11 protein-coding genes and 3 tRNA genes are annotated in these 15,239 nt (G+C 38.3%); all 14 read right to left on the reverse strand.

From position 1 onward, the window contains the following. Position 1 precedes the first annotated feature (1 nt). The 14 genes from APB85_RS14000 to APB85_RS14065 all read right to left on the reverse strand — a co-directional run bounded on the left by APB85_RS14000 (position 2) and on the right by APB85_RS14065 (position 15,177). Positions 2-1,582 (reverse strand): Ppx/GppA phosphatase family protein, encoded by a 1,581-nt coding sequence (locus APB85_RS14000; RefSeq protein ID WP_057482046.1) that lies wholly within the window; start codon positions 1,580-1,582, stop codon positions 2-4. Positions 1,583-1,732: 150 nt separating this feature from the next. Then, the gene (locus APB85_RS14005; RefSeq protein ID WP_057482047.1) at positions 1,733-2,050 is read right to left on the reverse strand and encodes a DUF3467 domain-containing protein; all 318 of its coding nucleotides are present in this window, start codon (positions 2,048-2,050) and stop codon (positions 1,733-1,735) included. Positions 2,051-2,212: 162 nt separating this feature from the next. Beyond that, complete coding sequence (gene rpoC / locus APB85_RS14010) at positions 2,213-6,514, reverse strand: DNA-directed RNA polymerase subunit beta' (protein ID WP_057482048.1); 4,302 nt, start codon at positions 6,512-6,514, stop codon at positions 2,213-2,215. Positions 6,515-6,587: 73 nt separating this feature from the next. Further along, on the reverse strand, positions 6,588-10,400 hold the full coding sequence (gene rpoB / locus APB85_RS14015; protein ID WP_057482049.1) for a DNA-directed RNA polymerase subunit beta: 3,813 nt from the start codon (positions 10,398-10,400) through the stop codon (positions 6,588-6,590). Between the two features lie 128 nt (positions 10,401-10,528). After that, positions 10,529-10,906, reverse strand: coding sequence for a 50S ribosomal protein L7/L12 (gene rplL, locus APB85_RS14020; protein WP_057482050.1), 378 nt, complete (start codon positions 10,904-10,906; stop codon positions 10,529-10,531). A gap of 58 nt (positions 10,907-10,964) precedes the next feature. Next, entirely contained in the window at positions 10,965-11,486 is a 522-nt protein-coding gene (gene rplJ, locus APB85_RS14025; RefSeq protein WP_057482051.1) for a 50S ribosomal protein L10, read from the reverse strand. An 11-nt stretch (positions 11,487-11,497) separates the two neighbouring features. Beyond that, a complete protein-coding gene (gene rplA / locus APB85_RS14030) occupies positions 11,498-12,196 on the reverse strand; it encodes a 50S ribosomal protein L1 (protein WP_057482052.1) in 699 nt (232 codons plus the stop codon). 18 nt (positions 12,197-12,214) lie between these two features. Further along, positions 12,215-12,652, reverse strand: a complete 438-nt coding sequence (gene rplK / locus APB85_RS14035; RefSeq protein ID WP_057482053.1) for a 50S ribosomal protein L11 — start codon at positions 12,650-12,652, stop codon at positions 12,215-12,217. Positions 12,653-12,728: 76 nt separating this feature from the next. Next, on the reverse strand, positions 12,729-13,280 hold the full coding sequence (nusG, locus tag APB85_RS14040) for a transcription termination/antitermination protein NusG (RefSeq protein ID WP_057482054.1): 552 nt from the start codon (positions 13,278-13,280) through the stop codon (positions 12,729-12,731). An 11-nt stretch (positions 13,281-13,291) separates the two neighbouring features. Further along, complete coding sequence (secE, locus tag APB85_RS14045) at positions 13,292-13,489, reverse strand: preprotein translocase subunit SecE (protein ID WP_057482055.1); 198 nt, start codon at positions 13,487-13,489, stop codon at positions 13,292-13,294. A gap of 19 nt (positions 13,490-13,508) precedes the next feature. Continuing rightward, a tRNA-Trp gene (locus APB85_RS14050) sits at positions 13,509-13,581 on the reverse strand. A gap of 62 nt (positions 13,582-13,643) precedes the next feature. Continuing rightward, a complete protein-coding gene (gene tuf / locus APB85_RS14055) occupies positions 13,644-14,831 on the reverse strand; it encodes an elongation factor Tu (protein WP_057482056.1) in 1,188 nt (395 codons plus the stop codon). Between the two features lie 56 nt (positions 14,832-14,887). After that, positions 14,888-14,959, reverse strand: a tRNA-Thr gene (locus tag APB85_RS14060). Positions 14,960-15,104: 145 nt separating this feature from the next. Then, positions 15,105-15,177, reverse strand: a tRNA-Gly gene (locus tag APB85_RS14065). Positions 15,178-15,239: the final 62 nt, after the last annotated feature.

Genomic DNA, 15,239 nt, shown 5'->3' on the forward strand with positions numbered 1-15,239 from the left:
TTTATTTCTTATCCAGAACCTGAAAAACCTTTAGCTTTTTACCGGTTAATTTTTCTAGCAGATCGCCTTTTCGCAAAGTGCCCCAAATCTCAAGTTCGGGATCACTATGGGTGGTAATTAATAATTCTATAGTTTCTTCTTTATTATTTATTTCCAGCTTTTGTACGTTTTGATAGTGACTGCGATCTAAACCATCGGCAACTCTTAAGATAGCCGAAAGCTTTTTCACTCTTTTCCGTAACTTTTCATTCAACTGTTTGTACGGTTTATGGCGCTTACGCGGTTTAGATTTTCTATGATACCTACTTACATTAGCCATAATATTGATCTCATCTTCTTTAAAACCGAGTAGGTCTGAATATTTAATAAGATATAAAGCATGTTTATGGTGTTTTCGGTAGGAAATATAATAACCTATATCGTGCATTAAACTGGCATATTCCAACAGCTCCCTATCTGACTCTTTTAAATTTAATTCTTCTTTAAATTCATCAAAAAACTGTAACGAAAAATTAGTCACGTGCCGGGAATGTGCTTCAGCCCAATTGGTCTTTCGCAGTAATTCGTAGATACTTCTTCGGCGTGGATCTTTAAAATTAGCTACAAGGTCCAGGTTAAGCTGCTCCTTCTTATTTTCGATATAATTAAGGATCATACCCTCCCGAAGTGCTCCTTCCGAAATTTTAATATTTTCAAGGTCTAATTTCTCTATAAGAAATTTCACTAAAACCATCCCGGGGTTGATAATATCTATTCTTTTTTCATCGAGATCTTTTTCCTTCTTTCTTTGCTTGCGATCCAGTTTTATAAAATCCGAATACAAATCATTAAAATCGTTCGTAGAAAACTCAAGTTCATTTAGGCTTCTCTCTGCAGTTAAAGATTTTCTACTGGCCACCATCTCGGCAATGTTTTCCATAGTGCCCGAAGAACCTATAATGGTTTTTACCTTATGCTTTTTGGCCAATTTGATTATTTCAGAAAGTTCCTTTTTAAAGTGATCTTGAAGCTTTTTAATATCCTTTTCTGTAATAGGATCTGATTCTACAAATGCGGCAGCCATCCTGGCAACTCCCAATTTTAAGCTATTGTAATAAATAAATTCCTTGTCGTTGCCAATAATAAATTCCACACTACCTCCACCAATATCTGCCATAAGCACCATTTCTTCATTTAAAACGATACTGTGCATTATAGCAAGGCCAATCATTTCGGCTTCCATTTTCCCTGAAATGGCGCGCACTCTTATTCCAATATCTTCGCCAACCTCTTTAATAAAATCACCTCCATTTTCTGCTTCCCGAATAGCACTGGTAGCAAAAGCAAGAATATTCTCTACGTTATGGCTATCACACAAGAATTTAATGCGTTTAAGCGCTTCTAATCCCCTGTCCATAGCTTCGCGACTCAATCTGTCTTCCAGGCCTTTTTCCGCCAGGCTAACCATTTCTTTCAGTTTATTAACTGTTCGAAAACTGCCATCAGGATAAATATCGACCAAAACGGCATGAAAGGAATTGGTTCCAAGATCTATTGCCGCTATTCTTTTGGTTGGTTCAGAGTTATTTTGCTTATCGGTCATTATTCAGAAGGTTTAAGCTGAAGAAAAAAATGATTTACAATACTTCTAAGTTAGGCAATATTTATAAAATCTATTTTCTTAGGAAAAAACCAATAAAAAACCCCGCAGATTAAAATATCTGCGGGGTTTTAAAGTATATTTTTTGCCTAATTAAGCCTGGCCGGTTGGTCCAAAATTTAACGGCATTGGCGCCTTTTCGTAATCTCTAATTTCGCCATGGGCTTTTTCAAAACGTTGAATATTGTCGTTTAAAGCTTTTAATAATCTTTTGGCGTGTTGCGGAGTTAATATAATTCTCGATTTCACCTTGCTTTTAGGCCTTCCAGGCATGATGTTCACAAAATCTACCACAAATTCTGAAACCGAATGATTGATTATAGCTAAATTAGAATAAGTTCCTTCTGCTACTGCTTCATCCAGCTCTATATTTATTTGACCTTTCTTAGGTTTCTTCTTTTCTTCACTCATAATATTATATCGAATTTTATTAAATACTTCTAATTTGTATCGGAAAGCCCCGATGCCTTTATTTAAGGTGAAATATAAAAGTACAAAAAATCCCGACTATAGGTCGGGATTCCTTATTTTATAAAAAGAAAAGAGCCGCTTTTGCGGCTCTTTTCATAGGCATTAGTTATAATTAACTTCTTGCTTGTGTTCCATCATTTCGTCAAATTCTTCTTTAGAACCAACGATAATGCTATCGTACTTGCGCATACCTGTTCCTGCAGGAATTCTATGTCCTACAATTACATTTTCTTTCAATCCTTCAAGCTTATCGATCTTACCGCTTACGGCAGCCTCGTTCAATACTTTGGTAGTTTCCTGGAAGGAAGCCGCAGAAATAAACGATTTTGTTTGTAGCGATGCACGAGTAATACCCTGAAGAACCGGTGTAGCGGTTGCAGCAGTTACGTCTCTTGCAGTTGCAAGGTTTTTATCTTCACGTCTCAACAATGAGTTTTCATCTCTAAGCTCTCTAGGTGAAACGATTTGTCCTGGTCTTAAATTCTCTGAATCTCCAGCGTCTTCAACCACTTTCATTCCGAAGACTTTATCGTTCTCTTCAATGAAATCTGATTTATGAACAAGTTGGTTTTCTAAGAAAATAGTATCTCCCGGATCCTGAATTCTAACCTTACGCATCATTTGTCTTACTACAACCTCAAAGTGCTTATCATTAATCTTCACACCCTGCAGTCGGTAAACTTCCTGAACTTCGTTTACAAGATATTGTTGTACCGCGTTTGGCCCTTTGATATTAAGAATATCTTCAGGAGTTACAGAACCATCAGAAAGTGGCATACCTGCACGAACATAATCGTTTTCCTGAACAAGGATCTGGTTAGATAACTTCACTAAGTATTTCTTAACCTCTCCTAATTTAGATTCAACGATAATCTCGCGGTTACCTCTTTTGATTTTTCCGAAGGAAACAACACCATCGATCTCACTCACAACAGCTGGGTTAGATGGGTTACGTGCTTCGAAAAGCTCGGTTACCCTTGGAAGACCACCGGTAATATCACCTGCTTTAGATGATTTACGAGGAATCTTAACCAAAATCTTACCAACTCCAATTTTCTCTTCGTTATCTACCATAAGGTGAGCCCCTACCGGAAGGTTATAAGAACGAATTACTTCGTCTTTTTTACCTAAAATATGTAGGGTTGGAATAAGCTTTTTGTTACGAGATTCAGAAATTACTTTTTCCTGGAATCCTGTTTGCTCATCTATCTCTACCTGGTAAGTAACACCTTGCTCAACATTTTCATATTTAATCTTACCGGCAAATTCTGAAATAATTACCCCGTTATATGGATCCCATTGGCAAACAAGGTCGCCTTTGGAAACTTCAGTTCCGTTATCGATAAAGATTTGAGAACCGTAAGGAATGTTATTGTTACTCAATACCACCCCGGTTTTCTTATCTTTTATTTTAAGCTCGGCAGTTCGTGAAATTACAATTTCAGCCTGGCTACCATCAGGAGCTTCTCCTTTTACTACTTTAAGGTCTTCAATTTCGGCAATACCGTCAAATTTAGCCTCAAGTTTATTATCTTCTGAAATGTTACCTGCAATACCTCCCACGTGGAACGTACGTAGTGTTAACTGTGTACCAGGCTCTCCAATAGATTGCGCGGCAACAACACCTACAGCTTCACCTCTTTGTACCAGTTTATTGGTAGAAAGGTTTCTTCCGTAACATTTTACACAAATTCCTTTTTTAGCTTCACAGGTTAATGGAGATCTTACTTCTACGCTTTCAATTGGAGCGTTTTCAATTTTCGTTACAATTTCTGAAGTAATTTCTTCGCCTGAAGCTACTAAAAGTTCATTATTAGAAGGATTAAGAACATCGTGCAGAGAAATACGTCCTAAAATACGTTCTCCAAGAGATTCTACAATTTCTTCGTTCTTTTTAAGTGGTCTAACTTCTACTCCTCTTAAAGTTCCGCAGTCTTCTTCATTTACAATAACATCTTGCGAAACATCTACCAATCTACGGGTTAAGTAACCAGCATCGGCTGTTTTAAGTGCGGTATCGGCAAGTCCTTTACGTGCACCGTGAGTAGAGATAAAGTATTCAAGAATTGAAAGACCTTCTTTAAAGTTAGAAAGAATTGGGTTTTCAATAATTTCCCCTCCACCAGAGTTAGATTTCTTAGGCTTGGCCATAAGACCACGCATACCGGTTAACTGACGAATCTGTTCTTTAGATCCACGAGCACCAGAGTCAAGCATCATAAACACAGAGTTGAATCCTTGCTTATCTTCACGAATACGTTTCATAGCCAATTCGGTTAGACCGGCATTGGTAGATGTCCAGATATCAATTACCTGGTTATAACGTTCGTTGTTAGTAATAAGACCCATATTATAGTTTCCTACAATACCTTCAACCTGCTCATTAGCCTCATCAATCATAGATTGTTTCTCTTCAGGGATAATAATATCACCTAAACTGAAGGAAAGTCCACCACGGAAAGCATATCCATAACCCATTTCCTTAATAGCATCAAGGAATTCTCCGGTTTCAGGAACACTGGTTTTAGCCAATACATCACCAATAATATCCCGAAGGTTTTTCTTGGTTAATACTGTATTCACATATCCTACTTTTTCTGGTACAGCTTGATTAAACAATACTCTACCAACCGTAGTTTCTATAATCTGGTAAGTTAACTCACCTACTTCATTAAAATCTTTAGCGCGAATCTTGATTTCGGCGTTAAGGTCTACTCTCTTCTGGTTATAAGCGATTACCACTTCTTCATCAGAATAGAAAGTAAGTCCTTCTCCCTTAACCTTAACCTCGTCTGTAGATTTTCTAGACTTGGTCATATAATAAAGACCAAGAATCATATCCTGAGACGGTACTGTAATAGGAGAACCGTTTGCTGGGTTAAGAATATTATGAGAAGCCAGCATTAATAGCTGAGCTTCTAAAATAGCCTCTGGCCCAAGCGGTAAGTGAACCGCCATCTGGTCACCATCAAAATCGGCATTAAATGCCGTACAGGCTAATGGGTGTAATTGTATCGCTTTACCTTCAATAAGTTTTGGCTGGAATGCCTGGATACCTAAACGGTGAAGCGTAGGAGCACGGTTAAGTAATACAGGGTGTCCTTTAAGAACGTTCTCAAGGATATCCCAAACTACCGGCTCTTTTTTATCTATTATTTTCTTGGCAGATTTTACTGTTTTTACAATTCCTCTTTCAATTAGTTTTCTAATTACAAAAGGCTTGTAAAGTTCAGCAGCCATATTCTTTGGAAGACCACATTCGTGCATTTTCAATTCTGGCCCAACAACAATTACCGAACGTGCTGAATAATCTACACGTTTACCAAGTAGGTTTTGACGGAAACGTCCCTGCTTACCTTTAAGAGAATCTGAAAGCGATTTTAACGGACGGTTAGAGTCTGTTTTTACCGCTGAAGATTTTCTTGTGTTGTCAAACAATGAATCTACTGATTCCTGAAGCATACGTTTTTCGTTACGTAAAATAACTTCAGGAGCTTTGATCTCCATTAATCTTTTTAGACGGTTGTTACGAATAATTACCCTTCTATAAAGATCATTTAAATCTGAAGTCGCGAAACGTCCACCATCAAGAGGTACAAGAGGTCGTAATTCTGGTGGAATTACAGGAACCACTTTCATAATCATCCATTCCGGAAGATTTTCGCGATTGTTATTGGCATCACGGAAAGCTTCTACAACCTGAAGACGCTTAAGTGCTTCAGTTTTACGTTGTTTTGAAGTTTCGTTATTTGCCTTGTGTCTTAACTCGTAAGAAAGTTCGTTAAGATCTATTCTTCTTAGTATTTCAATAAGACATTCTGCTCCCATTTTAGCGATAAACTTATTTGGGTCGCTGTCTTCTAAATACATATTTTCCTGCGGAAGGCTATCTAAAACGTTTAGATACTCTTCTTCAGTAAGGAAATCCATTTTCTTTAATGGTTCACCTTCTTCGTTTTTAGCAATACCGGCTTGAATTACTACGTAACGCTCGTAGTAAATGATCATATCTAATTTCTTAGATGGAAGACCAAGCAAGTATCCAATTTTATTAGGTAAAGAACGGAAATACCAGATATGTGCTACAGGAACTACCAAATTAATGTGCCCAACACGGTCTCTACGTACTTGTTTTTCGGTTACTTCTACCCCACAACGGTCACAAACAATTCCTTTGTAACGTATTCTTTTATATTTACCGCAGGCACATTCGTAATCCTTTACAGGACCAAAAATACGCTCACAAAACAAACCGTCACGTTCGGGTTTGTGCGTACGATAATTGATAGTTTCCGGTTTTAGAACTTCACCACGAGATTCTGCGAGGATAGATTCCGGGGAAGCCAAACCGATAGAGATTTTATCAAATCTCTTTACTGTATTCTTATCATTATTTCTAGCCATAATAACTCTGCTGCTATAATTATTGTGAAAAATCTGTTTTTGGGGCGTCGAAACGCCCCTTTAAAACAGTATTTTATTCTTCTAATTTAATATCCAAACCAAGACCTTTCAATTCGTGCATAAGTACGTTGAAAGATTCCGGCAGGCCGGGTTCTGGCATAGGCTCTCCTTTTACGATAGACTCGTAAGTTTTAGCCCTTCCTATCACGTCATCTGACTTTACTGTTAAGATTTCACGCAGGGTGCTTGATGCTCCATAAGCTTCAAGTGCCCAAACCTCCATCTCACCAAAACGCTGTCCACCAAATTGTGCTTTACCACCAAGTGGTTGCTGTGTAATAAGCGAGTATGGTCCAATAGATCTGGCGTGCATCTTATCTTCAATCATATGTCCTAGTTTCAACATATAGATTACCCCTACAGTTGCAGGTTGGTCAAAACGATCTCCTGTTCCACCATCGTAAAGATAGGTATGTCCATATCTTGGAATTCCGGCTTCGTCTGTAAGCTCGTTAATCTGGTCTATGGTAGCTCCATCAAAAATTGGAGTTGCATATTTCTTTCCAAGCTTTTGTCCTGCCCATCCAAGTACAGTTTCGTAGATCTGACCAATGTTCATACGTGAAGGTACCCCAAGTGGGTTCAACACAATATCAACCGGTGTACCATCATCAAGGAATGGCATATCCTCCTGGCGAACTATTCTAGCAACAATACCTTTGTTACCGTGACGTCCCGCCATTTTATCACCTACTTTTAGTTTACGTTTCTTAGCGATGTAAACCTTAGCAAGCTTGAGGATACCGGAAGGAAGCTCATCTCCCACAGAGATTGTAAACTTCTCTCTTCTTAGGTTACCCTGAAGATCGTTTTCCTTGATCTTATAGTTGTGAATAAGATCTGCTACTAAAGTGTTCAAATGATCATCTGTAGTCCAGGTACCGTGAGTTAAGTGAGTATAATCGTCTACAGAGTTAAGCATTTTCAACGTATACTTCTTACCTTTTGGCATTACCTCTTCTCCAAGATCATTCTGAACTCCCTGAGCAGTTTTTCCGCCGATAATAGCGAATAACTTATCTACAAGTTCAGCCTTTAAATTGGCGAATTTAGCATCGTACTTTTTCTCAAGCGCTGCAACATCTTCCTTATCCTGAGCTCTTTTACGCTTATCTTTAATGGCACGAGCAAAGAGTTTCTTCTCTATTACCACACCATTTAAAGATGGAGAAGCTTTAAGCGATGCATCTTTAACATCACCGGCTTTATCTCCAAAGATAGCACGAAGTAATTTTTCTTCTGGTGTTGGGTCACTTTCACCTTTTGGAGTAATCTTACCAATAAGAATATCTCCAGGTTTAACCTCTGCACCAATTCTAATCATCCCGTGCTCATCAAGATCTTTAGTAGCCTCTTCTGAAACGTTAGGAATATCATTAGTTAATTCTTCGTTACCTAATTTAGTATCACGAACTTCAAGAGAATACTCATCTACGTGAATAGAAGTAAAGATATCTTCTCTAACCACTTTTTCTGAGATTACAATCGCATCCTCAAAGTTGTAACCTTTCCAGGGCATAAAGGCAACTTTCATATTTCTACCTAGTGCAAGTTCCCCAGCTTCGGTAGCGTAACCCTGACATAAAACCTGACCTTTAGTTACTCTATCTCCAACCCTAACAATAGGCTTAAGGTTAATAGAAGAACCCTGGTTAGTTTTACGGAATTTTATAAGATCATAGCTCTTTGAATCACTATCAAAGCTTACCATTCTATCTTCTTCAGTTCTATCATACTTAATGATGATCTTTCTGGCATCTACATATTCTACTTCTCCTTCTCCTTCAGCATTAATCAATACTCGAGAATCTGTAGCTACCTGGCGCTCAAGACCGGTTCCTACAATTGGAGAATCTGCCTGAAGCAATGGTAGTGCCTGGCGCATCATGTTAGATCCCATCAACGCACGGTTCGCATCATCGTGCTCCAGGAACGGAATTAACGAAGCCGAAATAGATGAAATCTGGTTTGGTGCAACATCGGTATAATGAATCTCTTTAGGATCTACTACCGGGAAGTCACCTTCCATTCGAGCAATTACCCTATCTGAATCTATAGTACCATCGTCTGTAAGTGGAATGTTAGCCTGAGCAATTTTCTTATCCTCTTCCTCTTCAGCACTTAAATAAATAGCTTCTTCTGAAAGATTTAATTTTCCATTCTCAACCTTACGGTATGGCGTTTCAATGAAGCCCATTCCGTTCACTTTAGCATAAACTGAAAGTGAAGAAATAAGTCCAATGTTTGGACCTTCAGGAGTTTCAATAGGACAAAGTCTTCCGTAGTGAGTATAGTGAACATCACGTACCTCAAACCCTGCTCTTTCTCTTGATAAACCACCTGGCCCTAATGCCGAAAGTCTACGCTTATGTGTAATTTCTGCAAGCGGGTTAGTTTGGTCCATAAACTGAGACAACTGGTTGGTACCAAAGAAAGAGTTGATTACAGAAGAAAGTGTCTTCGCATTAATCAAATCTATCGGGGTAAACACCTCGTTATCACGAACGTTCATTCTTTCACGAATGGTTCTCGCCATACGAGCAAGACCAACTCCAAACTGTTGAGATAATTGCTCACCTACAGTTCTAACACGACGGTTAGATAAGTGGTCAATATCATCAATCTCAGCTTTAGAATTAATAAGCTCGATTAAATATTTAATTATGGTAATAATGTCTTCTTTGGTAAGCACTTGCTTATCCATAGCCACATCAAGACCTAATTTTTTATTCATTCTATATCGACCTACTTCTCCAAGGCTGTAACGCTGATCTGAGAAGAATAATTTATCGATAATACCACGTGCAGTTTCCTCATCTGGCGGTTCTGCATTACGAAGTTGACGATAAATATGTTCTACCGCTTCTTTTTCAGAGTTGGTAGGGTCTTTTTGTAATGTATTATGAATAATGGCATAATCACCGGTTTGGTTATCCTCTTTATGAAGAAGAATAGTTTTACTTCCGGTTTCAAGAATTTCTTCTATATGCTCTTTTTCAAGTTCTGTATCACGATCTAAAACGATCTCATTACGTTCTATTGAAACTACCTCTCCTGTATCTTCATCAACAAAATCTTCATACCAGGTATTCAATACACGGGCCGCTAGCTTACGACCTAATACTTTTTTAAGTCCTGTTTTTGAAACTTTAACCTCTTCAGCAAGGTCAAAAATCTCTAAAATATCTTTATCACGCTCAAAACCAATAGCACGGAAAAGCGTAGTAACAGGTAATTTTTTCTTTCTATCGATATAAGCATACATTACGCTGTTAATATCGGTAGCAAATTCTATCCACGAACCTTTAAAAGGAATTACACGGGCAGAATAAAGTTTTGTTCCATTTGCGTGGAATGATTGTCCAAAGAAAACTCCGGGAGAACGGTGAAGCTGAGAAACTACTACACGCTCAGCTCCATTGATACAAAAAGTACCGCTGGGAGTCATGTAGGGAATAGTCCCCAAATATACGTCCTGTACGATGGTTTCAAAATCTTCGTGTTCAGGGTCAGTACAGTATAGTTTTAATCTAGCCTTTAGTGGCACACTATACGTTAGACCACGCTCTATACACTCCTGAATGGAATATCTTGGCGGGTCCACAAAATAATCTAAAAATTCTAGTACAAATTGATTACGGGTGTCCGTAATTGGGAAGTTTTCCAGGAAGGTATTATAGAGACCTTCATTTCCCCGCTCTTCTGATTTGGTTTCTAATTGAAAGAAGTCCTGAAAAGACTTGATCTGGATATCCAGGAAGTCCGGGTAATCAGGTCTGTTCTTTACAGAAGAGAAACTCACTCTTTCAGTTTGCTTTGCTAACATCAATGGACGGATTATAATTTATAAAAAAACGGGCGCGCTATAGGTTATCCTCTATATACGCAAAAGGGTTTAGACCTTCAGGAGCGAATCCTGAGGTCTAAACCTAAATAATATTGCTTTCGTCAAGCTTATTTAAGCTCAACCTCGGCTCCTGCTTCTTCTAGCTGTGATTTAAGTGCTTCAGCTTCGTCTTTAGCAACTCCTTCTTTTACTGGAGCTGGAGCGCCATCTACTAATGCTTTAGCGTCTTTAAGACCAAGACCGGTAAGCTCTTTTACAAGCTTAACAACCGCTAGTTTAGATCCACCTGGAGCTTTAAGAATTACATCAAATTCTGTTTGCTCTTCAGCTTCTTCACCACCACCAGCAGCACCGCCACCAGCAACAGCTACTGCAGCAGCTGCAGGCTCAATACCGTATTCTTCTTTTAAAATATCAGCTAACTCGTTTACTTCTTTTACGGTTAGGTTAACTAATTGTTCTGCGAAATCTTTTAAATCTGCCATTTTCTATCGTTTTTAAAAAGTTCTTTAAATTTATATTTGTTAAAAAGTGCGTACTAGGTTATCCTTCCTTTTCAGAAAGTGTTTTAAGAATTCCAGATAATTTACCACCACCAGACTTAAGTGCTGAAATAACATTCTTAGCAGGTGATTGTAACAATCCAACGATATCCCCAATAACTTCTTCTTTAGATTTGATGTTAACCAAGGTATCAAGGTAGTCATCACCTACATAAATTCCTTCATCAACAAACGCACCTTTAAGAAGTGGCTTCTCGTTTTTCTTTCTGAATTCTTTAATTACTTTAGCTGGTGCATTACCAACCTCAGAAAACATTATGGATGTATTGCCTTTTAAAACTGAAGGAAGTTCTCCAAATTCTTTATCTGAAGCTTCCATAGCTTTAGCAAGCAATGTATTTTTAACTACAGCCAGCTTTACGTTAGCTTTAAAACAAGCTCTACGTAAGTTTGAAGTTGTTCCGGCATCAAGGCCAGATATATCTGCTAAATAAACAACAGAATTATCTGTTAACTGGGCAGTTAAATCTTCAATTACTATTGATTTTTCTTCTCTTGTCATAATCTATACTATTATTGCTCAGTGAACCTTTTAGTATCAACCTGAACGCTCGGGCTCATTGTAGAAGACATGTGAATACTTTTAATATACACACCCTTAGCTGCCTGAGGTTTCAACTTCACTAAAGTAGTTAATAATTCTCTTGCGTTTCCAGCAAGCTTTTCGGCGTCAAATGATGCTTTTCCAATTCCAGCGTGAACAATACCAGTTTTATCAACTTTAAAGTCAATTTTACCAGCTTTAACATCAGATACTGCTTTTGCAACATCCATAGTTACTGTTCCTGTTTTTGGATTTGGCATAAGCCCTCTTGGTCCAAGTACTCGTCCCAAAGGTCCTAATTTACCCATTACACTGGGCATAGTGATAATTACATCAACATCTGTCCATCCACCTTTTATCTTGTCAAGATATTCATCAAGACCAACATAATCAGCTCCGGCTTCTTTAGCCTCTTCTTCTTTATCTGGAGTAACTAACGCAAGTACTTTTACATCTTTACCAGTACCGTGTGGTAGGGTTACAACACCTCTTACCATTTGGTTGGCTTTTCTTGGATCTACGTTCAAACGAACCGCTAAATCCACAGATGCATCAAAGTTTTCGTTAGCAACGTCTTTAATTAAAGCAGAAGCTTCTGCAACCGAGTACATCTTATTGCTCTCGATCTTAGATTGGGCTTCTTTTTGCTTTTTAGTCAATTTTGCCATTTTTAATTTCTTTTTGGATTAAAACGGTGCATCACCTTTTACAGTTATTCCCATTGAACGAGCTGTTCCAGCAACCATTTTCATTGCAGATTCTACGGTGAAGGCATTTAAATCCTGCATCTTATCTTCTGCAATAGTTCTAACCTGATCCCAAGAAACACTTGCTATTTTCTTTCTGTTTGGTTCTCCTGAACCTTTTTTGTTCTTAGATGCTTCCAACAATTGTACTGCAGCTGGAGGAGTTTTAATCACAAAGTCAAAAGACTTATCTGAATAAACCGTAATCGCAACCGGCAATACTTTACCTTGTTTATCCTGGGTTCTACCATTGAATTGCTTACAGAATTCCATGATATTTACCCCGGCAGCACCTAAAGCAGGTCCAACTGGTGGTGATGGGTTAGCAGCACCTCCGCGAACTTGTAGTTTTACAACTTTACTTACTTCTTTTGCCATTTTCTAAATTTTTAAGGTGATAGTTTATTAGAGTGGAAGCTTTAAAAAACCATCAAAAAATATGTAACTAAAATCTTTATACTTTTTCTACTTGCATATAGCTTAATTCCAACGGTGTTTTTCTTCCGAAGATTTTCACCATTACTTCAAGCTTACGCTTTTCTTCATTAATCTTTTCTACTGTACCATTAAAGCCGTTAAACGGACCGTCTATAACTTTTATGGTTTCCCCAATAGTAAAAGGTATCGCAACATTATCGGTTTTTACTGAAAGCTCATCTACTTTTCCAAGCATTCTGTTCACTTCAGATTTTCTAAGCGGAACAGGATCCCCTCCTTTTGTTTCCCCTAAAAAGCCAATAACGCCGTTAATATTTTTTATCACGTGTGGCATCTCTCCATCAAGACTAGCCTGAATCATTACATAACCAGGAAAATAAACACGCTCTTTATTTACTTTCTTACCGTTTCTAATTTGAATTACTTTCTCGGTAGGAACTAAAACCTGATCTAGATAGTCTTCCATCCCAAGATGGTTAACTTCCTTCTCAATATAGTCTTTAACCTTATTTTCCTGACCGCTAACGGCACGAACTACATACCATTTTTTTTCCTTTCCCTCTGCCATTGTAATATTTTTTAAGATTTAATCCATTCGAAATATTGCTCAATAGCCGAGCTGAAAACGGTATCAATTCCCCAGATAGCCAGAGAAAAAATTATAGAGAATACCGCCACCAATATGGTTAGCCTTTGTGCTTCGGGCCAGCTTGTCCAGGTAACGTGGTTTGTTAACTCGTTGTAAGATTCTGATATATAATTGCTAATTCCTGCCATGTGATTCTTAAGGTATTTGCACGGGTTGAGAGGCTCGAACTCCCGACACCTGGTTTTGGAGACCAGTGCTCTACCAACTGAGCTAAACCCGTAAATATAATATAAAGGAAGGTTTCCCGCCCTGGCGGGAAACCTTTTTATATATAAACTGTAATTAGTCTAAAATTTCAGTAACCTGTCCAGCACCTACTGTTCTACCACCTTCACGGATAGCGAAACGTAGACCAACATTCATTGCAATTGTCTGGATAAGTTCAACAGTAATTGTAAGGTTATCACCAGGCATTACCATTTCAACTCCATCAGGAAGACTAATTGTTCCTGTTACGTCAGTTGTACGTACGTAGAACTGAGGACGGTAGTTGTTGTGGAATGGAGTGTGACGTCCACCTTCTTCTTTTTTAAGGATATAAACCTCTGCTTTAAACTTAGCGTGAGGAGTTACAGATCCAGGCTTGGTAATTACCATACCTCTAGAGATCTGAGACTTTTCAATACCTCTTAATAAGATACCTACGTTATCTCCAGCTTCACCTCTATCAAGGATCTTACGGAACATCTCAACACCAGTAATAGTAGAAGTAAGTTTTTCAGCTCCCATACCGATGATCTCTACAGGATCTCCAGTGTTAGCTACACCGGTCTCAATACGACCAGTTGCAACAGTACCACGTCCAGTAATAGAGAATACATCTTCGATAGGCATTAAGAAATCCTTATCAACATCACGCTGAGGAAGTTCAATCCAATCATCTACAGCCTCCATTAAATCAAGAACAGTCTTAGACCATTTCTCATCTCCTTCTAAAGCTCCAAGTGCAGATCCAGAAATAACAGGACCATTATCACCATCATACTCATAGAAAGAAAGAAGATCTCTAACTTCCATTTCAACAAGCTCTAAAAGCTCCTCATCATCAACAAGGTCAACTTTGTTCAAGAATACAACGATTCTTGGAATACCAACCTGACGTCCAAGAAGGATGTGCTCACGAGTTTGTGGCATAGGCCCATCAGTTGCAGCAACTACAAGAATTGCACCATCCATTTGAGCAGCACCAGTAACCATGTTCTTCACATAATCGGCGTGACCAGGACAGTCAACGTGAGCGTAGTGACGGTTAGCAGTTTGATACTCTACGTGAGAAGAGTTAATTGTAATACCTCTTTCTTTTTCTTCAGGAGCATTATCAATTTGATCAAAAGCACTAGCTTCTGAATATCCAGCATCAGCCATTACTTTAGTAATCGCTGCTGTTAAAGTCGTTTTTCCGTGATCTACGTGTCCAATTGTACCTATATTAAGGTGCGGTTTGGAACGATCATAAGTTTCCTTTGCCATAATTAATACTTATTTAATCTTAGTTATATATTAGTGTTCAATTTAATACAATCTAGAGCCAACGACGAGAATTGAACTCGTGACCTCTTCCTTACCAAGGAAACGCTCTACCCCTGAGCTACGTCGGCAAGCCGAAAGTTCCACTTTCAAGGTTCACCGGTTACAACAAGAAAAACCATAAACCAACACTGGTTTACGGATATTTAATTGTTACTCAAAACCGGAAAAATAAATCAAGAAAACAGAAATTAAATTTTCTGTTCCCCAATTAAGAGCGGGAGACCGGGTTCGAACCGGCGACATTCAGCTTGGAAGGCTGACGCTCTACCAACTGAGCTACTCCCGCATTGTTTTAATTCAAATCCTATTATTTAAAGCCAAGAAACGAATTCTTAAACTTTTAAACGT

Origin of the sequence: Salegentibacter mishustinae, assembly GCF_002900095.1 — a bacterium.
GTDB lineage: Bacteria > Bacteroidota > Bacteroidia > Flavobacteriales > Flavobacteriaceae > Salegentibacter > Salegentibacter mishustinae.

Coding starts and splice junctions, on each gene's coding strand:
- APB85_RS14000 (WP_057482046.1), bottom strand. CDS start 1,582: ATGACCGATAAGCAAAATAACTCTGAACCAACCAAAAGAATAGCGGCA.
- APB85_RS14005 (WP_057482047.1), bottom strand. CDS start 2,050: ATGAGTGAAGAAAAGAAGAAACCTAAGAAAGGTCAAATAAATATAGAG.
- rpoC (WP_057482048.1), bottom strand. CDS start 6,514: ATGGCTAGAAATAATGATAAGAATACAGTAAAGAGATTTGATAAAATC.
- rpoB (WP_057482049.1), bottom strand. CDS start 10,400: ATGTTAGCAAAGCAAACTGAAAGAGTGAGTTTCTCTTCTGTAAAGAAC.
- rplL (WP_057482050.1), bottom strand. CDS start 10,906: ATGGCAGATTTAAAAGATTTCGCAGAACAATTAGTTAACCTAACCGTA.
- rplJ (WP_057482051.1), bottom strand. CDS start 11,486: ATGACAAGAGAAGAAAAATCAATAGTAATTGAAGATTTAACTGCCCAG.
- rplA (WP_057482052.1), bottom strand. CDS start 12,196: ATGGCAAAATTGACTAAAAAGCAAAAAGAAGCCCAATCTAAGATCGAG.
- rplK (WP_057482053.1), bottom strand. CDS start 12,652: ATGGCAAAAGAAGTAAGTAAAGTTGTAAAACTACAAGTTCGCGGAGGT.
- nusG (WP_057482054.1), bottom strand. CDS start 13,280: ATGGCAGAGGGAAAGGAAAAAAAATGGTATGTAGTTCGTGCCGTTAGC.
- secE (WP_057482055.1), bottom strand. CDS start 13,489: ATGGCAGGAATTAGCAATTATATATCAGAATCTTACAACGAGTTAACA.
- tuf (WP_057482056.1), bottom strand. CDS start 14,831: ATGGCAAAGGAAACTTATGATCGTTCCAAACCGCACCTTAATATAGGT.